The organism is Alkalihalobacillus pseudalcaliphilus (assembly GCF_028610675.1).
Classification (GTDB): domain Bacteria; phylum Bacillota; class Bacilli; order Bacillales; family Bacillaceae_D; genus Alkalihalobacillus; species Alkalihalobacillus pseudalcaliphilus.
This window is the reverse complement of record NZ_JAQQWS010000002.1, coordinates 260,843-280,672: the sequence shown is the minus strand read 5'-3', so window position 1 is coordinate 280,672 and position 19,830 is coordinate 260,843. Positions and strand designations below refer to the sequence as shown.

Below are 19,830 nucleotides of genomic sequence, written 5' to 3'. Positions count from 1 at the left end.
AACTTTGTTTAATAAATAGACTAAGAATTTCAAAGTTTCGACCTTAATTTTTATATAAAATGCCCATGGCGCAGCAAAAAATGAAAGTATGGGTTTGTCCTTAACTTGGTGGATTTTTATTTAATTTTGTTTCGTTCTTTAACTGGTGGCATTTTGATTCAATTTGGATTTGCTTCTTTATTTGGTAGTTTTCCATTCATTTTGTTTTTTGTTCTCATTAAATTTAATGAATTGTTTTGAGATTTTTTTGAACAGAGAATTTAGGGTAGCGACCAGCAACGCTCCATGTTCGCACTAACTTCCATACAAAACCCGCATGGCGGAGCCCCATTCACTTCGCCACCAACAAAGATGAACGTAGTGGCGACTATTCAAACTGTTGGCCCGTTTACAACTCGATCACCATCAGGAGTCGGCCTGAATAAACAGGGAGCACTGTCCTACTAAGGTCATTGATCGCGAGGTGGATGACGAGCTAACTTCAAGGCACAACCCATTCGCCCCAAGTTAACTTTCATATAAAAAAACACTAGGAGGAATACGATGAATTACTTTAATGACATTTCAAAGATTCAATACGAGGGACCGAAATCAACAAATCCATTTGCGTTCAAATTTTATAATCCAGAGGATACGATTGATGGAAAAACTTTTGAGGAATACTTACGCTTTGGCGTTGCGTATTGGCATACGTTTACCGAGGATTTATCCGATCCATTTGGTGCAGGAACTGCATTGAGACCTTGGGATCGCTATACAGGTCTAGATCTAGCAAAAGCAAGAGTCGAAGCTGCCTTCGAATTTTTTGAGAAGCTTGGTGTTCCATACTTCTGCTTCCATGATGTTGATATTGCCCCTGAAGGCGATAGCTTAGCAGAAAGTAATAAAAACCTAGACATCATCGTTAGTATGGTTAAAGACTATATGAAGGATAGTAAGACAAAGCTGCTCTGGAATACGGTGAATAACTTTTCACACCCACGTTTTGTTCACGGCGCGGGCTCTGCGAGCAATGCAGATGTATTCGCCTATGCAGCGGCAAAAGTAAAAAAAGGTTTAGAGGTTGGTAAAGAGTTAGGTTCAGAGAATTACGTATTCTGGGGTGGGCGCGAAGGCTATGAGACACTTCTAAATACGAATATGAAGCTTGAACTAGATAATTTAGGACGTCTTTTCCAAATGTCCGTTGATTATGCGAATGAGATTGGTTTTGATGCCCAATTCTTAATCGAGCCAAAACCAAAGGAGCCGACATCACACCAATATGACTTTGATGTAGCAAGTGGTTATGCATTCCTTCAACATTATGGATTAGCTGATAAATTTAAATTTAATATTGAAGCAAACCATGCAACATTAGCGGGGCACACATTTGAGCATGAGTTACACTATGCACGGATCCATAACATGTTAGGTTCTGTCGATGCGAACCAAGGCCATCCGTTATTAGGTTGGGATACGGATGAATTTCCAACGGATCTGTATATGACAACTTTAGCCATGTACGAGATTTTAAAGAATGGTGGACTGGGTTCAGGTGGTCTTAACTTTGACGCCAAGGTACGTAGAGGTTCTTTTGCGCCTGAAGATTTATTCAAAGCACATATCTCTGGTATGGACAGCTTTGCGGTAGGTTTAAAGGTTGCGAAGAGATTACTAGATGATAAGGCGATTGAAGGGATCATTGAAGAGCGTTATAGCAGTTATTCTGATGGAATTGGTAAACAAATTGTTGATGGAGAAATTGGCTTGAAGGAACTGGAGAAGTACGCCTTGCAATTGGGCGATATTAAGCAAAGCTCTGGTAAGCTTGAACAAATAAAATCAACAATTAATCAATATTTATTAACAACATTTGCGGAGTAATTCATTTGGATCGTGAGGTGATAATGTGAACTATGTACTGGGGATTGATTTAGGAACGAGTGCCGTTAAGATTGCCCTTGTGAATCAACATGGTCAAGTGATTGATGAAGTATCCAAGGATTATCCTTTGTATCATGAGAAATCAGGCTATAGTGAACAGGACCCGGATGATTGGGTAAACAAAACGATTGAGGGCTTGACCGAAATAACGTCTAGGTACAGTGGAAGTGTATCGACGATTGAGGGCTTGAGTTTTTCTGGTCAAATGCATGGATTGGTCCTATTAGATGAAAAGCAGGTCCCTCTACGTCGTGCGATCCTTTGGAATGATACGAGAACGACGAAGCAATGTCATGATATTGAAGAAAAAGTGGGAGAAGCACGGCTACTTTCTATCACGCAAAATCGTGCACTAGAAGGTTTTACTTTACCAAAAATCTTGTGGGTAAAAGAACATGAGTCTACGTTATTTCAACAGGTAAAAAGTGTCTTGTTGCCAAAGGACTACGTCCGTCTTAAGCTAACGGGTAAACTTCATATGGATTACTCAGATGCAGCAGGTACATTATTACTAGATATTAAAAATCGTACATGGAGCTCTGAGATTATTGATATATTGGAGCTTCCACCAACTATTTTTCCTGAATTAGTTGAGTCAACGGCATTTGTGGGTCACTTAAGCGATGAGATTGTGAGGCAGACAGGGCTATCACATGACCTGAAGGTATATGCGGGTGGTGCCGATAATGCATGTGGTGCAATTGGTGCTGGCGTGAGTGAGCAGGGACAAACGATGGTGAGCATTGGTACATCTGGAGTGGTCTTGTCCTTTGAGCAAAATGCTGATAAAGATTTTGGTGGTAAGGTTCATTACTTCCATCATAGTGTCCCCGACAGCTTTTATTCGATGGGTGTTACATTGGCAGCAGGTTATAGCTTAAGTTGGTTTAAGGATGTATTTGCGAAGGATGAATCGTTCGAGCATTTGTTAGCCGAAGCTGGTGAGGTGCCAGTTGGGGCAAACGGACTGCTATTTACCCCGTATTTAGTCGGTGAGCGTACTCCGCATGCAGACTCAACGATCCGTGCGAGTTTTATCGGCATGGATAGCTCTCATAAACGTGCTCATTTTGTTCGAGCTGTTTTAGAAGGGATTACTTTTTCACTGAATGAATCGATTGACCTTTTTCGTAGCTATGGAAAAGAAATTGATCATGTAATTTCGATTGGTGGTGGAGCCAAAAGTCATGTATGGCTCCAGATGCAGGCGGATATATTTAATGCAAGGGTAATCAAGCAAAAGAGTGAACAAGGTCCTGCCATGGGTGCCGCTATGATCGCAGCCTATGGATGTGGGTGGTTTGAATCACTTAAGCAATGTAATGATACGTTTTTGGAAGTGGAACAAAGTTTTGAGCCAATTCCTGAGAATGTTAACCAATACCAACAACTATTCCATCTCTATCAAGCGGTTTACGGACAAACGAAAGAGCTTAACCAGGGTTTATCCCTATTCAGAAAATAAATGAAAGAGAAGCGGTCTAGTCTTTGACTGCTTCTCTTTCATTTAGGCTATTATGTAGCGGGAACTTCTGCTTTTAAAGCATGGGTATTTCCTTCTGTATCTTCAAAAAAAGCCATCCATGTCTCAGCCTCACCAACTTTTGCAACAAAATGAGGCTTACCTTTAAATGAAACGCCTTTTTTAAGGTAGTATTGATAGCCTTGTTGAATATCTGCAACTTGAAAGTATAGAACCGAGCTTGGATGATCAAATTCATCTTTTTCAGGAAGTGTAAGCATTAAAGTTTGACCAGCCAATTGAAAAAAAGCCATCGTTTCCGTTTGAAAAAGTAACGGAAGCTCTAATGTTCCTTGATAAAAACGAGAAGCCCTTTGTATATCTTTCACCGGTATCCCTATTTGAGATATTGATTGAATCACGGTTCCGTTCATTACATAACCCCCTTCATTCTAACTTACTAATTTCGACAAATAGAAGTGGAATCCTCTTGTCGATTTCAGGAATGGTAGTAGAGTCAAGGTGTTGCGGACGAAAAAAGAGAGAAAGCCTGAGTAAAACGAATTAACTCATCGGAAAACTATAAATAACTACTACCATAATGAAAGTGACGGTAGTCCTTAACAACTCAGATTTTCGATAGCGGTGATTAAATCTCCGCACATGATGTTTAGATACACTTTCATACAAACCCCACATGCGAATCCAATACCGCTCCACCACCAACAAAAATGAAAGTGGTGTCTGGCTCTTTAACTGGTGGAACTTCATTCAATTCGTTTTTGCTTTTTTATTTTTGGGATTTTCATTCACTTATTTTATATGAAAGTTACTTATGGGCGATAGTTCGTTCCTTGAAGTTAGCTGGTCATCCATCTTGCGATAGATGACCTTAACAGGACAGTGCCCCCTGTTTGATCAGGCAGACTCCTGATGGTGATCGAGTTGTAAACGTGCCAACAGTTTGAACAGTCGCCACTACTTTTATCTTTGTTGGTGGCGGAGTGAATTTGGCTCCGCCATGAGTGTTTTATATGAAAGTTACTTATGGGCGTTGCATAGCAAGTCATCATGGAAGTTTTGTATGAGAAGTTCTCTAACCAAGAAGCCTGAGTATGGGGATACTAATTTAGGAATTAATAATGTTTAAAAATCTCTAAGGTAATATACAAAAAGATAATCAATCGTTTCTAGCTTGGTTCTCACCGAATTGTACTCATCACTCAAAATCAAAAGGGGGAAACTTGTAGAATAAAAAGTAAGAGGTCTTGCCAGAGCTGTGTGTAGAAAGGACTAGATATTCAGGCGTAACTTTTGCAGGTTAGTTTTTATTAAAAAGGTGAGCCTATAGTGGGCTCACCTTTTTCTATTTGAGATTAATGAACTACAATATTATGCTCATTATTATCAACTTTAATATCGATCAATTCATTATAAATTTCTTGATCATCTTTTTTAATAATAAATTCGTAAGTAATTTCAGGTAGTGTCTTGAATTCAACGGTATTACTATTAGCATCTGCTTCTATTATCATTCCTATGTCACCTGCTAACGGGGTAGTGTCAAAGACGTACAAAGTAAAACCAACAATGGGTTCAGAGTGTTCGTTGTATACTTGTACTTTAACATCCACAGGTTCATTTGTTTCAACATTATCTCCTTGACAACTAACTAAAAAAATAAACAGAGTTAAGAGAATGAATTTTTTCATTTATTTAACGACTCCATGATTGAATATTATTAAAAGCAGCATTCGTTATCCTTGTAGCAACGTTATAATTAGTAGACCCTGCAGTGTGAATGGCAATAGCTGACCAACCATTATCAGTGTAATTTTTATAAAAAGGTGAGCCACTTTGACAACCTGTTGTATCGGCATTATGACGTAAAGTTCTTTCATATACAGCGCTAACACTTCCTGTATCTCTCCACATTGTTCCCCAACGTGCACTCTGAGGTGGCGTGCATGGATAGCCGGTAACTATAAACCTTTGGCCTAATGGATCCAGGTTACTACCGTTAGTAGTTCTATATCCAAACCAGCCCGTAGTGTTCCCAGGAGTTCCATTTAACTTAATTGCGCCATAGTCGTATTCTCTTTCCCCATCTCGTGTCCAACCTGTTACGGAGTGAAAAGTTGTGCCTCTATAGCTGTTATATGGGTAACTTGCGTCATTTCTACCCGGTGATGCTGTTATAGATGTTGCCCAACCACCTCTATCGTGGTCATATACACAATGACCAGCTGTAACCACTGTATCAGCACTGACTAAGAAGCCAGTGCAGCCAAAACGTGAGGTTCCTGATGAAGGGTATCGTATGTCTAAGTGTACAATAGCTCTATTAGGGAAGGCCGTTGTATTTGTAACCCTTGTTCGATTGTCAGTACCAATAATGGCACTTATTTCAAAATCATTATTAAACAATTCGGTTGCTTCATCTTTTTTATTAATTGGATTTACTAAGGAATCCGTTCCTTCAAAAGGTAATGAACTTTCTATGGCATCATCATTTTCTTCATTTAAAATTTCGTAATCAAAGCTTTCCTCTTTTGTTACAGGATCAAAACTTATTGATTGATTACTTTCGATGTCATCGATTGACTCACCTGCAAAAACTTGAGAAGTAAAAACAAATGAGGCAAAAATAATGCTCATAAATAACCACTTTTTCATTCGAACATCTTCTCCTTTTATTTTTCTATATGTATAAGCATAGATGAACTTTCGTTCCGACCCCTCCTTATAGCAAACGAATTAATCCCATTATATAACAATTTCTATAAATAAATATAAAATTTTAAATATTTTAACAATTGTTTGTTAAAGATGTGTTTTTATTTGTAAATGAAGTTTCTTGTTGAAATTATAGACCCCTCAAGCAAAGCTCGGAGGCTCAAGGAAGGCCTGCTGGAAGCGTGCCCTCCATTCCCGAAGCGATCGTCGAAGATGAGAATATCGCCTTTAGTTAACTTTCATACAATCCCCAATTCAAAAAACTTCCCTTATTTCAAGAAAAGTCTTACAATATCTTTATTCGCATTGCGAAATATCTTATAGCTACCGAGAAGGGAGTTACATATCATGAAAAACGTTACATTAAACAATGGAATTCAAATGCCTCAACTAGGCTTCGGTGTATGGAAAGTTGAGGATGAACAGGCAACAGCAGCTGTTGCTAAGGCGATAGAAGTTGGGTATACGTCGATTGATACGGCGATGATTTATAGAAATGAAGTAGGAGTTGGAAAGGCAATTGCTGACTCTGCTATCCCTCGTGACGAGTTATTTATTACGACAAAGGTTTGGAATGCAGACCAAGGTTATGAATCGACAATTAAAGCATTTGAAGAAAGCTTAGAGAAGCTGGGGCTCGATTATGTTGATTTATATTTAGTTCACTGGCCAACACCTGAATTTGACACGTATGTAGAAACTTATCAAGCATTAGAAAAGCTTTATCATGATGGTCGTGTCAAAGCGATAGGTGTATGTAACTTTGAAGTTGAACATTTAGAGCGAATTTTAGCAGAATGTGAAGTTGTACCTGTTTTAAATCAAATTGAGTGTCACCCGTATTTGGCACAGAACGAACTGAAAGAATTTTGTAAGAAACACGATATATTCGTGGAGGCATGGAGTCCACTTGACCAAGGTGGGGATGTTTTAAAAGACCCGGTTATCGAACAGATTGCTGAAGCACAGGGGAAAACAGCTGCACAAATTGTCTTAAGGTGGCATTTACAAAATAATACGATTGCGATTCCAAAATCGGTCACACCATCACGTATTGAAGAAAACTTTCAAGTACTTGATTTTGAATTAACAGATGAAGAGATGGCTAAGATCAATCAACTTGATAGCGGTAAAAGAAAAGGTCCACACCCAAGTGAAATGAACAGTCGCTAATCAAAAGCTGACAAAATGAAGAGCTACTTAACCTAGTGTTAGTGGCTCTTTTTAATGGAAGAGCAACTTATTTCAATATGTATTAAAATCGTTCATCTAAAAAAATTGTTAATGGCCTCAAGACGAATGCGATGCTGGCAGTCATCGCAAGTGAACATCTTTGTTTTTCTTTCTTTAAACTGCTTATAGGCGAGTGAACCTTCGTATACTTTAAATACAACTTTGCAACTATAGCATGACACTTCATAATACATATTCATAGCTCCTTTAGAATTTATGTGTCTATATATCTATATATCTATTTTCTACATGCATAAAAGTTTTTTGTCCACTTGAAACCCCTTATAGTTATGGTAATGAACAGAATGAAAACGCTTAAACTAAAGCTAGAATGCTTGTATGGTAGTGTGGTAGAATGAACAAGAAGGAGCTGATTTTGCTGTGTTGAACCATATAAAATATACGAAAACGACAAGAGATTATGTGTATAAGCATATTCGAGAATTAATTATGTCATTGGAACTTCCACCAGGAACGTCTATTTCAGAAAAGGAAATAGCGGAAAAATTACAAGTAAGTAGAACGCCTGTAAGAGAAGCATTCTTAAGGTTATCAGAAGATGAATTATTAAATGTTTTGCCTCAAAGAGGTACATTGGTAACGTTGATTGATTTGGAGCATGTAGACGAGGCGAGGTTTTTACGGGAGCAGGCTGAGGTTGGGATGATGAAGTTGGCCTGTCACACTTTTAGTGAAAAAAGTATGGAACAATTAGATGAAAATATACGAGCACAAAAAAAGGCGAGGAATGAAGAGGATGAGCAGCTACTTTTTCAACTCGATCATGCGTTTCACCGAATACTTGCGGAAGGGGTAAATAAGCTACGAGTTTGGCATGTCGTTCAAAAAATGGATACACATTCAAATAGGTTAAGAAAGCTAAGTATGGATTTAAAGTTTAATTGGGAGAAGCTAGTTGACCAGCATGAAGCCATGGTAGAGGCGATTAAAAAGCAAGATAGTGTGAAAGCAGAAAAGCTCATGCGCGCTCATTTAACTTTATTACAATATGATCAAGTAGCATTAAAAGTAGAATATCCTGAATATTTTAATTAGTTTGATTTGAAGGGGGAAGGTATCATGCGAATGACATTCAGGTGGTATGGGGAGAACAATGACTCAGTTTCTCTTGAACAAATTAAGCAAATACCGGGGGTGGAGGGTTTAGTTTGGGCCTTACATCACCGTTTGGCTGGTGAAGTTTGGACTGAAGAGGAAGTCATGGAGATTAAAAAGCAGGCTGACTCTTTTGATTTTCATTTAGATGTAGTTGAAAGTATTAATGTGCATGAAGACATTAAATTAGGGCTTCCGAGTCGAGAACTCTATATAGATAATTATAAAAAAAGTTTACGAAATGTCGCCAAAGTAGGGGTGAAAGTTGTTTGTTTTAACTTTATGCCTGTTTTTGATTGGACAAGAACCGATTTATATAAAGAGTTGGAGGATGGTTCTACCGCTTTATTTTATGAGAAATCAAAAGTCGAGCAAATGGAACCGTACCAACTAATTGAGCAAACAACGGTTTCTGGATATACGATGCCGGGCTGGGAACCAGAGCGTTTGCGAACAATCGAACAATCATTGAAAGCATATGAGCAAGTGGACGAAGAAAAACTTTGGGGGAATTTAACATATTTTCTAAAAGAGATTTTACCAGTGGCTGAAGAGTTAGGAATTAAAATGGCGATCCACCCAGATGATCCGCCCTGGTCTGTGTTTAATCTGCCGCGTATTATCACGAGTGAGCAGGCAATAGAAAGGTATTTAGCGATTTCAGATAGCTCGTCTCATTGTCTAACCTTATGTAGTGGCTCATTAGGTGCTAATCCCGAAAATGATATACCGGCAATTATTCGCAAGTTTCATCATCGAATAGCTTTTGCTCATATCCGAAATGTACGTATTTATGAGAATGGTGATTTCATTGAAACATCCCACCGTACAGAAGATGGTTCAGTACCGATTAGCGATGTCGTCAAGGCTTACCATGAAAATGATTTCACCGGTTATGCCAGGCCTGATCATGGCCGTCATTTGTGGGGAGAAAAATGTAGACCAGGTTACGGACTATATGATCGTGCAATGGGTATTATGCACCTATGGGGTTTATGGGATGCTTATGAATTAATAAAAAATAAGGGAGGTGAATAAGGTGTTTCCAAAGTATAAAGGACTGGCTGGCAAAACGGCTGTAGTTACTGGTGGGAGTGGTGTCTTGTGTCAATCCATGGCAAAGGAACTCGCACGCCAAGGTATGCAAATTGCGATATTAAATCGTAACCAAGAAAAAGGGCAAAAGGTTGCTGATGAAATCAATCAATTAGGTGGAACTGCAATGGCTCTATCATGTGATGTTTTAGATAACGAAAGTGTTAAACATGCTTATTTAGTGATTCAGAGAGAGTTTGGAGAATGCGACCTACTTATCAATGGTGCTGGGGGCAATCACCCAGATGCTGTAACTGATAAAGAGATATTTGAACGAGGAGACTTTGAGAATGCGAGTCTGAAATCATTTTTTGATTTGGAGTTACAAGGATTTGACCATGTCTTCCAATTGAATTTAGTTGGTTCGTTAATTTCTACCCAAATTTTTGCCAAAGGTATGACACAAAAAGGAGGGACTGTGATCAATATTTCTTCCATGTCTGCACCGGCACCAATGACGAAAGTTCCTGCCTATAGTGCGGCTAAAGCAGGTATTGATAATTTGACCAAGTGGCTAGCGGTTCATTTTGCTGAAGTGGGCATTCGTGTTAATGCTATCGCACCAGGATTTTTTTTAACTGAGCAGAATCGCGGTTTACTCCTAAAAGAGGATGGTGCCCTTTCCGAGCGTGCTGAAAAAATTATTCAGCACACACCGCAGAGAAGATTTGGCCAACCCGAGGACTTGTTAGGAACTCTATTATGGTTAGCAGACGAGCAGTCCTCACGGTTTGTTACCGGAATTACTGTTCCTGTAGATGGAGGATTTATGGCTTATTCAGGTGTCTAAGTGTTGTAGGGAAAGTAGAGACTATACTTCGCCACGCTATTGTCTCAGAGCGTGATTTTGGGTAGCGATGAGCAAAGCTTCGCATTTGAGCATCAGCACCAACTTTCATATAAAACCCGCATGGTGGAGCCAAAATCGCCCCACCACCAACAAGAATGAAAGTCATCTTTCACCATCTTAACAATTCATAAAGTTTTGTGTAGATACGGAGGCCGAACCCTGAAGTAACTGCACAAAGAGGGAGTTTATGTGAAGATGCTGGGTCCAAACCTTGGAGTATCTGCACAAAAAGACAGTTTATGTGAAGATGCTGGGTCCAAACCTTGGAGTATCTGCACAAAAAGACAGTTTATGTGAAGATACTGGGTCCAAACCTTGGAGTATCTGCACAAAGAGGGAGTTTATGTGAAGATGCTGGGTCCAAACCTTGGAGTATCTGCACAAAGAGGCCGTTTATGTGAAGATACGGAGGCCAAACCTCGGAGTAACTGCACAAAGAGAGGGTTAATGTGCAGATACAGAGGCCAAACCTCGGAGTATCTGCACAAAAAGAAGGTTAATGTGCAGATACAGAGGCGAAACCCCGAAGTAACTGCACAAAGGCCATTCTTCATGGATAGTGACGACTTCTTAACCCGTGGATACGAGTCCTCTCCAAATATATAAGTAGGGTTTCAATCATTACTTGGTGGAACTTCATTCAATTTGATTTTGTTTGTTGGATTGTTTTTAGAACTTGAGAATTAACAGTAACCCAGCGGAAGAAATGCCGCGAAGACTCCCGCGGGAAATAGTGGCAGAGCCGAAATCCACTAGCAAAGCTAGTTAGTTCGGCGCCACCCCGCAGGACGCGGAGCGAGCATTTCTGGAGCGACGAGTAACGCTCTATGTTCGCACTTTCATATAAAAGGAACGTTCATCTATCAATAAGATAGTGACGTTCCTTTTTTACATATATACTATCTTGTAGCTGCTTCAGCGTTAACGAGTCCGCTACCGAACTGAGTTGAACTACCTAATGAAGTAGCTGTATTCAAGAGGTGATTTCGAATTTGCGTGTTTGACCAACTAGGGTTCTTCTGTTTAACTAGAGCCGCAACTCCAGCAACATGTGGTGTTGCCATGGACGTACCGTTTAAACTAGCATAGCGATTTCCAGGGTATGTGCTTTGTACACCAACACCTGGTGCCACAATGTTTAAGCCTGTCCCATATTGAGAAAAGCTGGCACGGTTGTTATTTTGATCAGTCGCTCCAACAGCCAATGCATTCGTATAACGAGCTGGGTAAGAGACTGTTCCTGAACCATTATTACCTGAAGCGGCAACGACTAATACACCGGCACTATTAGCTTGATTCACAGCAAGTTCTAATGTTTGGCTTCCAGTTGGACTTCCTAAGCTAAGGTTTGCAATATGCATATTATTTTGTGCGGACCATTGTAGGCCTTGTGCAATAGCACTAACGGAGCCAGAGCCATTAGCACCAAGAACTTTCACGGCATATAACTCAGCATTAGGAGCTACACCAATAACACCAATTGAATTATTTAAGGCTGCAATTGTTCCGGCAACGTGGGTGCCGTGACCGTTGCCATCTTGATAACCAGGTTCACCACTGACAAAACTAACACCACCGCGAATATTTAAGTCGGAATGAGTGGCAATACCTGTATCAAGGACTGCTACACGTACGCCCGAACCAGTAAAGCCTCTATTCAACGCCGTTGGAGCTTGTACACGTGTAATTCCCCAAGGTGTCGTTTGGTTAGCTATTTTGACCTCTACATCCTCTTCAACGTAAGCAATGGAAGGATCTTTTTTGAGGCTTTGAACATCTTCAGGACTTAATTCAACCGATACAACTGGAATTTCTTCAAATTCGTATAAGAGTTCCATTTCAACGGTATCATTATTAACCTCTGCAAATAACGAGACTTGATCGTTTCCTTTTTCGGTTGCCTCAAGAAATTCGGTTACTTGAAGCTGATTCTCAAACCCAATCAGATATTGCTTTTTGATCTCCTCTGCAGATACGACGGAAGAAGTTAATGAAATGGATAAAAATAAAGCAGCACCAGCTATGAACTTTGTCCACATTTTCTTCAAAACAATCTCCTCCTTATGATTTTAATAAAACAAAAAGATTCATAGAGCGATTATGGAAATCTTGTTGAAGGGCAAGTGTGTAACAGTGGCTCTCACCTCCAAAAATATAAGCTCAAGGCGGCTGGTCTAGTGTAAAGTAGGAGTTCTTCGGTAAATGAGGAGACCATTCATGGTTGTAAACTAAATATATAACTAAAAATAATTATTGTAAATATAAAAATTAATAATATGTATATAAATATATTCATTATATATTCATTATTAATTAAATTTGAATAAAAAAAGAGACAGTCTTGAGAGGAGACTGTCTCTTGAAACATGATGAATGAACTAGTTGTTATTGATTAATAGAGATTGCTTTCAGAGTGGAGGCCTGGCATAGAATCTTTCTTATCATCAGCTGCTGCGACACCAAGAGAAAGGCTAACACTAAAAGCGATTAACACTAAAAATGAGAAAAATAAATTCTTTTTCATAATATCCCTCCTATTTATCAAGCTTACTCAAATATATGCTTGATATGGTATATTATACTATTTATTTATGATTAAATATATAGATTTTTCAGTTTTTCTTCAATGAATTTGACCATCTCATAATTTTTTTGTATTTCAAAAATTAACTTTGCTTGCTCCATATATTTGCGGCCATTTTCTAAGTCTTTAATTTGATGATAATTAAAACCGGTTTGATACAAACTATCACCTAAAGTATATAAAATTCCTTTATTGATACAGTGCTCAATACTAATTAAGCAATACTCAATCGATTGCTGGTATTTCTTTTGCTTCGTTAAATTAGTAGAAATATTAAATAGAATCTTGGCATAAAGGTGAAAATTGAAATTCTCGCCTTCTTTACTAGCTTCAAAGCATTCGAATAACATATTTTCTGCTTCTTCATACTTATCCTCATCCGATAAGATAATGCCATAGCTGATTTTCGTCTCAATTAATTGTTGTCTAGCAGTGGCATTGTTCATATCTGTTCGTAAAGATAAGGCTTTTTTGAGCTTTTTCTCCGCTAAAGCAAAATCAGTTTCTAAATAATAAATGTAGATGGCTTCATGCCAATATAAATATTGTTTATCCACGTTTGTAAGGGAGTGGACATTTTTAAGTTCATTATCAATGACGTACTTTAAAGAAATATAATCTCTTCGGTTTTTTAAATTGGTGACGATTTCTTTGATAGAATCAAGGTTAGAATGGTGGGTTTCTTCATGAGAGGTTTGTCCATATAAGTAACCCATACTAACACCTAGGCGTTCACTTAATAAATATAATGTATAGCTTGTGGGGTTCTCTTGACTATCTTCTCTTTCTAAGTTGCTAATTTGTGCTTGAGTACAAATCCCCTTTGCAAGCTTAGATTGCGTTAATCCTTTTTGTTGCCTAATTTCTTTTAGACGTTGTCCTAATAAATTCTTGCTTATAGTTTTCATTAATGGTGCCCCGCCCCTTTATGTATTTTTATAATTATATCATATTAAATATAAGAAGTGATGATGATTGTTTTATTTGGTATATAAAAAGAAAAGTTCCACACGCTTGAACGTTACATATGGTTTCATTTGATAATGGGCAAAGAACTTGCTGAATTTTACTTTTCCAAATACTGCTCCATGATTGGGATATACGTATTGGGGTATGTTTGTAACATATGAATCTTCATCTAAAGGTTATAACCAAAAATAAAATACTTGAAATACATTAGGGGGGTATAGTATAGTGGAGTTGTCATGATTTATGAACCATTCATTTGGTTGGTTTGATCGTATAAATGAGGGGCTTTTGGCACAAAAGAACCTTAAAAGGAGGATGCAGTATGACTTCAAAAGAAATATCTTTACAAATTTCTGGTATGACATGTGCAGCATGTGCCAATCGAATAGAGAAGGGTCTTGCGAAAGTGGATGGAGTCGAGGATGCCAATGTCAATTTTGCACTTGAAAGAACGAAGGTAAAATATGACCCTGAGGCGACTAGTGTCCAGCAATTAGAGGATAAAATTGAAAAGTTAGGATATCAAGTTATCCATGAGAAGGAGACCTTTGACGTATCGGGTATGACGTGTGCAGCGTGTGCAACCCGTGTGGAAAAGGGATTGTCTAAGTTAGAGGGGGTATCGAGTGTCAATGTTAATTTGGCACTTGAAACGGCAACCGTAATGTATAACAAAGAGGAAGTAAACCCTGCACAAATGATGGAAAGGGTTAAGCAAATCGGTTATCAGCTTAAGAAGCAAACGTCTAAAGAAGAGACTGCCTCCCAAAAAGAAACGGAAATTCGCCATCAAACAGGTAAATTTATTTTTTCAGCTATTTTAACATTACCGTTACTTTGGACGATGGTCACACATTTTAGTTTTACTTCGTTTATTTATATGCCTGATATGTTTATGAATCCATGGGTTCAGCTTGCTTTAGCGACTCCTGTTCAATTTATTGTCGGGGCTCAATTTTACCGTGGTGCATATAAAGCATTACGAAATAAGAGTGCCAATATGGATGTGTTAATTGCATTAGGAACAACAGTTGCTTACTTTTATAGTATCTTTTTAGGGTATGAGTGGTTTGCAGCTGGGCAGCAAGGAATGCCGGAGCTATATTTTGAAGCGGCGGCAGTCATCATTACTTTGGTTGTATTAGGGAAACTTTTCGAAGTAAGTGCCAAAGGGAAAACAAGTCAAGCGATAGAAAAGCTTTTAGGAATGCAAGCTAAAACAGCAAGAATTGTCCGTAATGGTGAGGAAATGGAGATTTCTGTAGAAGAAGTTGTACTTGGTGATACGATTATTGTTCGTCCAGGTGAAAAAATTCCTGTTGATGGCATCATTCAAGAAGGTCAATCGGCCATCGATGAATCAATGATTACAGGTGAAAGTATACCAATTGATAAAAAAACAGGTGATACCGTTATTGGTGCGACAATTAATAAAAATGGTTCCTTACAAGTTGAGGCTACAAAGGTAGGGAGAGATACAGCTTTATCACAAATTATCAAGGTTGTGGAGGAAGCACAAGGCAGTAAAGCAGATATACAAAGAGTGGCTGATAAAGTATCGGGTATTTTTGTACCGATTGTGGTTGCTATTGCTATCATCACATTCTTCGTCTGGTATTTCCTTATTTCACCTGGAGATTTTCGTTCGGCTATTGTTCCATTAATAACGATTTTAGTAATTGCTTGTCCTTGTGCATTAGGTTTAGCTACTCCTACATCGATTATGGCAGGCTCAGGGCGTGCAGCAGAGTTAGGTGTTCTCTTTAAGGGAGGAGAGCATCTCGAAAATACACGTATGGTTCAAACTGTTGTTTTAGATAAAACAGGTACGGTAACTAAAGGAAAGCCTGAGTTAACGGATGTGTTCATTGTCAATGACATGGATGAAGAAAAAGTCTTATCCTATGCAGCTAGTCTTGAGAAAAACTCTGAGCATCCGCTCGCTGAGGCCATTGTTAAAGGTGTTGAGAAAAAGGGAATTGCGTTTACGAGTAGCAGTGATTTTGAAACAATACCTGGTTATGGTATTCGTGGTCAAGTTGAAGAGCGTGAGGTATTAGTAGGAACACGTAAGTTGATGAATAAGTACGGGATTCACGTTGAGAAGTTTGAAAATGAAATGAGTCATTTTGAATCAGAAGGGAAAACGGCTATGCTTATTGTGATTAATGAGCAATTAGCAGGAATAATTGCTGTCGCTGATACGGTTAAAGAAACTTCGAAGGCAGCCATTCAACGAATGCACGATTTAGGCCTTGAAGTTATTATGTTAACAGGGGACAATCAGCGTACGGCTGAGGCAATTGGACAAGAAGTTGGTATCGATCGTATTATTGCTGAGGTTGTTCCAGAAGAAAAAGCGAAACAAATTGAAAAGATACAGAGCGCGGGTAAAAAAGTAGCGATGGTCGGTGATGGTATTAACGATGCACCAGCATTAGCTGTTGCTAATATTGGTATGGCGATTGGCACAGGTACAGATATTGCGATTGAAGCAGCAGATGTGACCTTAATGCGAGGAGACCTCCATAGTGTTGCTGACAGTATTCAACTAAGTGCTAAAACGATGAGAAATATTAAGCAAAATCTATTCTTTGCTTTCTTTTATAATACGGCATCTATTCCAATCGCAGCAGCTGGCCTACTTGCTCCATGGGTTGCAGGGGCAGCAATGGCTTTTAGTTCGGTATCAGTTGTCTTAAATGCATTAAGATTACAAAGATTAAAGCTAGCGAGAAGGGGTGATACAGCATGAAAATAAAGACATGGATCCTTAGTGGGGTTACGTATGTTAGCTTAGTGATGATTACTTTTGCTGTTATTACTGGGGGAAACCCATTTGAAAGTACGGACATGCTCCATGACGAGCATGGCGAACATGAGCATATGGATGAGTGATTACACATTAAACCTCGGGTGACGGTTAACTCGAGGTTTTTTAAATGGCTTATATATTTGGATAAAGAAGAGGTGTGGTTCACATATTAACGAAATAGAATTATCGCAATAGCCTATTTAGTTAAGTTTGCTAACCATTTTGAGATTGATTTAGAAAAGAGCTTCTACGATAAAATGGAAGAGGTAAATCAAAGATTGGTTAACAAATCATAGTGAGCGACTGTCCCTAATAAGAAGGGGGGATTAGTTTTCAAACTCCTTCCGTGAAAGAGGGATATTACCCCGGTCGTTCTCAAGATACTCTTTCAAATCTCTAATCTCTTGTAACATAATTTGCGTATTTTGCCATGCGGCAAGAGAACCTACGATGGCAAAAGCGATCAGAACAAAGATAATAATATCAATAAACATTTCAATCCTCCTCGATGAACTCATTTTTCTTATGTTCTCTAAAACCAGTTATTTTAAACATATACATATACATAGAACCAAAGCCTAAATTAATTTTAGGTTTTTTTATGATCTTTTTGGAATGATAAAAAAAAGCATCGAAGAAGATATAATGTGAGATGCTGGGGGCAGCATGAAAATAAATCTGCAGGCTTCAATCCACTTTAGTAAGTTTGTTCAGCATAATATCGAAAGCACCTTATCAGATGGATGAATCTGAATGGTGTTTCGGATTTGACTGTTCAAACTGTAGGCACGTTTACAACTCGATCACCATCAGAAGTCGGGCTGAACAAACAGGGAGCACTGTCCTACTAAGGTCATTTATCGCGAGATCGATGACCAGCTAACTTTACGGCACAACCTATCGCCCATAAGTAACTTGCATATAAAATAGAACATAAGCTTATTTAATTTTGTCATCCTTCTAGATGACGAAATTGTATTTACATTACATTGAGAATCTAAGTAGAAAACGCTTACTATAAAAGTAGGTCTTATTTATTCATTATCTTATTTTCATAAAAGGAGGAAAAACAGTATGGCGGAAAAAACTAGTATTCGTACAAAAGTACAACGTTTTGGAAGTAACCTAAGTGCAATGATTATGCCAAATATCGGGGCATTTATTGCTTGGGGTTTGATTACTGCTTTATTTATAGACACAGGATGGTTACCTAATGAAAACCTTGCTACATTAGTTGACCCAATGATTACGTATTTATTACCACTTTTAATAGGTTATACCGGTGGTAAAATGCTCTATGATGTCCGAGGTGGTGTTGTTGGTGCCACAGCGACATTAGGTATTATTGTGGGTGCTGATATTCCGATGTTTATCGGTGCTATGATTATGGGACCGCTAGGTGGTTACCTTATTAAAAAATTTGACCAGCTCGTAGATGGTAAAATTAAATCAGGTTTTGAAATGCTTGTTAATAATTTCTCATCAGGTATTCTAGGCGCTCTACTTGCATTATTTGCATTTGTGGGTGTAGGACCAGTCGTCGTAACTATTAGTAGTTGGTTAGCGAGTGGTGTCGCATCGATTATTAATGCAGGATTATTACCACTTGCAAGTATTTTCGTCGAACCGGCAAAAGTATTATTCTTAAATAATGCGATTAACCATGGTATTCTTGGACCAATTGCAATGGATCAAGCAAACCAATTTGGAAAATCGATTTTATTCTTAGTGGAAACAAACCCTGGACCAGGTCTAGGTATTTTACTCGCCTTCTGTATTTTCGGTAAAGGTATGGCGAAACAATCAGCACCTGGCGCAGTTATTATTCACGCAGTAGGGGGAATTCATGAAATTTACTTCCCATACATCCTAATGAAGCCAGCTCTCATTATTGCAGCAATCGCTGGTGGAATGAGTGGGATTTTAACATTCTCATTATTAAATGCTGGTTTGACGGCAACGCCATCACCGGGAAGTATTATTGCTTTAGGAATTATGGCTCCTCGTGGTGAACTATTACCGGTACTTGCGGGTATTTTCATTGCAACTGCCGTTTCCTTCTTAATTGCTTCATTTATCCTGAAAACGGGTAAACAAGATGAAGAAGCTGATTTATCATCAGCAGGTAAAAAGATGGAAGAAATGAAGGGTAAAAAGAGTAGTGTCTCTTCTTCATTCGAACAACAAGAGCTAGATTCAACACCGGTTCAAAAAGAAGATAAAGAAATTAACAAAATTGTTTTTGCTTGTGATGCGGGGATGGGATCGAGTGCCATGGGTTCCTCATTACTCAAGAATAAGTTGAAAAAAGCAGACATCCAAAAAGATGTTTCGAATACTTCAATTAGTAATTTGCCAGCAGATGCTGATCTCGTAATTACGCACAAGGACTTAACGGACCGTGCCAAACAGCAAAATCCAAATGCTGAACATATTTCAGTAGAAAATTTCCTGAACAGTCCTAAATATGACGAACTTATTGAACGTTTAAAGAAATAAAAAGCCATTCACCCGAGAATTTACTCCTCGGGTGAATCCCGTTTTCATGCGCCATCAGGAGTAGCACGAACAAAAATGGAGCGTTGACGAGCTAACTTCACGGCACGAACTATCGCCCATAAGTAACTTTTATATAAAACCCGCATGGAGCCAAAATCGCCCAACCACCAACAAGAATGAAAGTCATCTTTCACCATCTTAACAATTCATAAAGGTTTGTGAAGATACGGAGGCCAAACCTCGGAGTAACTGCACAAAGAGGCGGTTAATGTGAAGATACGGAGGCTAAACCTTGGAGTAACTGCACAAAAAGGCGGTTAATGTTCAGATAAGGAAGCCAAACCTTGGAGTATCTGCACAAAGAGGCCGTTTATGTGCAGATGCTGGGGCCAAACCTTGAAGTATCTGCACAAAAAGGCAGTTTATGTTCAGATAAGGAGGCCAAACCTTGGAGTAACTGCACAAAAAGGCAGTTAATGTTCAGATAAGGAGGCCAAACCTTGGAGTAACTGCACAAAAAGGCGGTTTATGTTCAGATAAGGAAG

Annotated in this window: 17 protein-coding genes; 9 read left to right on the top strand and 8 right to left on the bottom strand. The window is 38.7% G+C overall.

Translation table 11 applies throughout. From position 1 onward, the window contains the following. Positions 1 to 543 precede the first annotated feature (543 nt). Both xylA and xylB read left to right on the top strand, forming a co-directional pair. On the top strand, positions 544 to 1,866 hold the full coding sequence (gene xylA / locus PQ479_RS08000; RefSeq protein WP_047986739.1) for a xylose isomerase: 1,323 nt from the start codon (positions 544 to 546) through the stop codon (positions 1,864 to 1,866). Positions 1,867 to 1,891: 25 nt separating this feature from the next. Next, positions 1,892 to 3,391, top strand: coding sequence for a xylulokinase (gene xylB, locus PQ479_RS07995; RefSeq protein WP_047986740.1), 1,500 nt, complete (start codon positions 1,892 to 1,894; stop codon positions 3,389 to 3,391). 50 nt (positions 3,392 to 3,441) lie between these two features. On the opposite strand, the gene PQ479_RS07990 is transcribed toward xylB, so the two are convergent. From PQ479_RS07990 to PQ479_RS07980, 3 genes are all read right to left on the bottom strand, one after another. Further along, positions 3,442 to 3,822 carry a VOC family protein gene (locus PQ479_RS07990; protein WP_047986741.1) on the bottom strand — a complete coding sequence of 127 codons (381 nt, stop codon included), beginning with the start codon at positions 3,820 to 3,822 and terminating at the stop codon, positions 3,442 to 3,444. 942 nt (positions 3,823 to 4,764) lie between these two features. Beyond that, positions 4,765 to 5,100, bottom strand: coding sequence for a hypothetical protein (locus tag PQ479_RS07985; RefSeq protein WP_047986742.1), 336 nt, complete (start codon positions 5,098 to 5,100; stop codon positions 4,765 to 4,767). A gap of 4 nt (positions 5,101 to 5,104) precedes the next feature. Next, on the bottom strand, positions 5,105 to 6,064 hold the full coding sequence (locus PQ479_RS07980; protein WP_053070252.1) for a trypsin-like serine peptidase: 960 nt from the start codon (positions 6,062 to 6,064) through the stop codon (positions 5,105 to 5,107). Positions 6,065 to 6,472: 408 nt separating this feature from the next. On the opposite strand from PQ479_RS07980, the gene PQ479_RS07975 reads away from it, so the two are divergent. Continuing rightward, positions 6,473 to 7,297: an aldo/keto reductase gene (locus tag PQ479_RS07975; protein ID WP_047986743.1), complete on the top strand. Its 825-nt coding sequence runs from the start codon at positions 6,473 to 6,475 to the stop codon at positions 7,295 to 7,297. A gap of 92 nt (positions 7,298 to 7,389) precedes the next feature. Here PQ479_RS07975 and PQ479_RS07970 read toward each other — a convergent pair whose 3' ends face one another. Then, entirely contained in the window at positions 7,390 to 7,557 is a 168-nt protein-coding gene (locus tag PQ479_RS07970; RefSeq protein WP_083991117.1) for a DUF2197 domain-containing protein, read from the bottom strand. Positions 7,558 to 7,738: 181 nt separating this feature from the next. Between PQ479_RS07970 and PQ479_RS07965 the strand changes: the two genes are divergently transcribed. Genes PQ479_RS07965 through PQ479_RS07955 form a run of 3 tightly spaced genes read left to right on the top strand, consistent with a single transcriptional unit; the run spans position 7,739 to position 10,358 of the window. Then, on the top strand, positions 7,739 to 8,413 hold the full coding sequence (locus tag PQ479_RS07965; RefSeq protein WP_047986744.1) for a GntR family transcriptional regulator: 675 nt from the start codon (positions 7,739 to 7,741) through the stop codon (positions 8,411 to 8,413). Positions 8,414 to 8,437: 24 nt separating this feature from the next. Continuing rightward, a complete protein-coding gene (gene uxuA, locus PQ479_RS07960) occupies positions 8,438 to 9,511 on the top strand; it encodes a mannonate dehydratase (protein ID WP_047986745.1) in 1,074 nt (357 codons plus the stop codon). A gap of 1 nt (position 9,512) precedes the next feature. Next, the gene (locus tag PQ479_RS07955) at positions 9,513 to 10,358 is read left to right on the top strand and encodes an SDR family oxidoreductase (RefSeq protein WP_047986746.1); all 846 of its coding nucleotides are present in this window, start codon (positions 9,513 to 9,515) and stop codon (positions 10,356 to 10,358) included. 959 nt (positions 10,359 to 11,317) lie between these two features. Here the strand turns inward: PQ479_RS07955 and PQ479_RS07950 are convergent. The 3 genes from PQ479_RS07950 to PQ479_RS07940 all read right to left on the bottom strand — a co-directional run bounded on the left by PQ479_RS07950 (position 11,318) and on the right by PQ479_RS07940 (position 13,910). Beyond that, on the bottom strand, positions 11,318 to 12,457 hold the full coding sequence (locus PQ479_RS07950) for a S8 family serine peptidase (protein ID WP_273716934.1): 1,140 nt from the start codon (positions 12,455 to 12,457) through the stop codon (positions 11,318 to 11,320). Positions 12,458 to 12,810: 353 nt separating this feature from the next. Then, positions 12,811 to 12,942, bottom strand: a complete 132-nt coding sequence (locus PQ479_RS07945) for a hypothetical protein (protein WP_273716908.1) — start codon at positions 12,940 to 12,942, stop codon at positions 12,811 to 12,813. Between the two features lie 71 nt (positions 12,943 to 13,013). Then, positions 13,014 to 13,910, bottom strand: a complete 897-nt coding sequence (locus tag PQ479_RS07940) for a helix-turn-helix domain-containing protein (protein WP_047986749.1) — start codon at positions 13,908 to 13,910, stop codon at positions 13,014 to 13,016. 383 nt (positions 13,911 to 14,293) lie between these two features. Between PQ479_RS07940 and PQ479_RS07935 the strand changes: the two genes are divergently transcribed. Together PQ479_RS07935 and PQ479_RS07930 are read left to right on the top strand one after the other, a co-directional pair. After that, positions 14,294 to 16,726, top strand: a complete 2,433-nt coding sequence (locus PQ479_RS07935) for a heavy metal translocating P-type ATPase (RefSeq protein WP_047986750.1) — start codon at positions 14,294 to 14,296, stop codon at positions 16,724 to 16,726. Then, positions 16,723 to 16,869 carry a hypothetical protein gene (locus PQ479_RS07930; RefSeq protein ID WP_273716906.1) on the top strand — a complete coding sequence of 49 codons (147 nt, stop codon included), beginning with the start codon at positions 16,723 to 16,725 and terminating at the stop codon, positions 16,867 to 16,869. The genes PQ479_RS07935 and PQ479_RS07930 overlap by 4 nt, the downstream gene beginning before the upstream one ends. A 243-nt stretch (positions 16,870 to 17,112) precedes the next feature. Here PQ479_RS07930 and PQ479_RS07925 read toward each other — a convergent pair whose 3' ends face one another. After that, on the bottom strand, positions 17,113 to 17,280 hold the full coding sequence (locus PQ479_RS07925) for a hypothetical protein (RefSeq protein WP_273716905.1): 168 nt from the start codon (positions 17,278 to 17,280) through the stop codon (positions 17,113 to 17,115). Positions 17,281 to 17,860: 580 nt separating this feature from the next. On the opposite strand from PQ479_RS07925, the gene PQ479_RS07920 reads away from it, so the two are divergent. Next, entirely contained in the window at positions 17,861 to 19,285 is a 1,425-nt protein-coding gene (locus tag PQ479_RS07920) for a PTS mannitol transporter subunit IIBC (RefSeq protein ID WP_047986751.1), read from the top strand. Positions 19,286 to 19,830: the final 545 nt, after the last annotated feature.

Coding starts and splice junctions, on each gene's coding strand:
- PQ479_RS07985 (WP_047986742.1), bottom strand. CDS start 5,100: ATGAAAAAATTCATTCTCTTAACTCTGTTTATTTTTTTAGTTAGTTGT.
- uxuA (WP_047986745.1), top strand. CDS start 8,438: ATGCGAATGACATTCAGGTGGTATGGGGAGAACAATGACTCAGTTTCT.
- PQ479_RS07970 (WP_083991117.1), bottom strand. CDS start 7,557: ATGAATATGTATTATGAAGTGTCATGCTATAGTTGCAAAGTTGTATTT.
- xylA (WP_047986739.1), top strand. CDS start 544: ATGAATTACTTTAATGACATTTCAAAGATTCAATACGAGGGACCGAAA.
- PQ479_RS07990 (WP_047986741.1), bottom strand. CDS start 3,822: ATGAACGGAACCGTGATTCAATCAATATCTCAAATAGGGATACCGGTG.
- PQ479_RS07935 (WP_047986750.1), top strand. CDS start 14,294: ATGACTTCAAAAGAAATATCTTTACAAATTTCTGGTATGACATGTGCA.
- PQ479_RS07945 (WP_273716908.1), bottom strand. CDS start 12,942: ATGAAAAAGAATTTATTTTTCTCATTTTTAGTGTTAATCGCTTTTAGT.
- PQ479_RS07980 (WP_053070252.1), bottom strand. CDS start 6,064: ATGAAAAAGTGGTTATTTATGAGCATTATTTTTGCCTCATTTGTTTTT.
- PQ479_RS07925 (WP_273716905.1), bottom strand. CDS start 17,280: ATGTTTATTGATATTATTATCTTTGTTCTGATCGCTTTTGCCATCGTA.
- PQ479_RS07975 (WP_047986743.1), top strand. CDS start 6,473: ATGAAAAACGTTACATTAAACAATGGAATTCAAATGCCTCAACTAGGC.
- PQ479_RS07920 (WP_047986751.1), top strand. CDS start 17,861: ATGGCGGAAAAAACTAGTATTCGTACAAAAGTACAACGTTTTGGAAGT.
- PQ479_RS07950 (WP_273716934.1), bottom strand. CDS start 12,457: ATGTGGACAAAGTTCATAGCTGGTGCTGCTTTATTTTTATCCATTTCA.
- PQ479_RS07940 (WP_047986749.1), bottom strand. CDS start 13,910: ATGAAAACTATAAGCAAGAATTTATTAGGACAACGTCTAAAAGAAATT.
- PQ479_RS07930 (WP_273716906.1), top strand. CDS start 16,723: ATGAAAATAAAGACATGGATCCTTAGTGGGGTTACGTATGTTAGCTTA.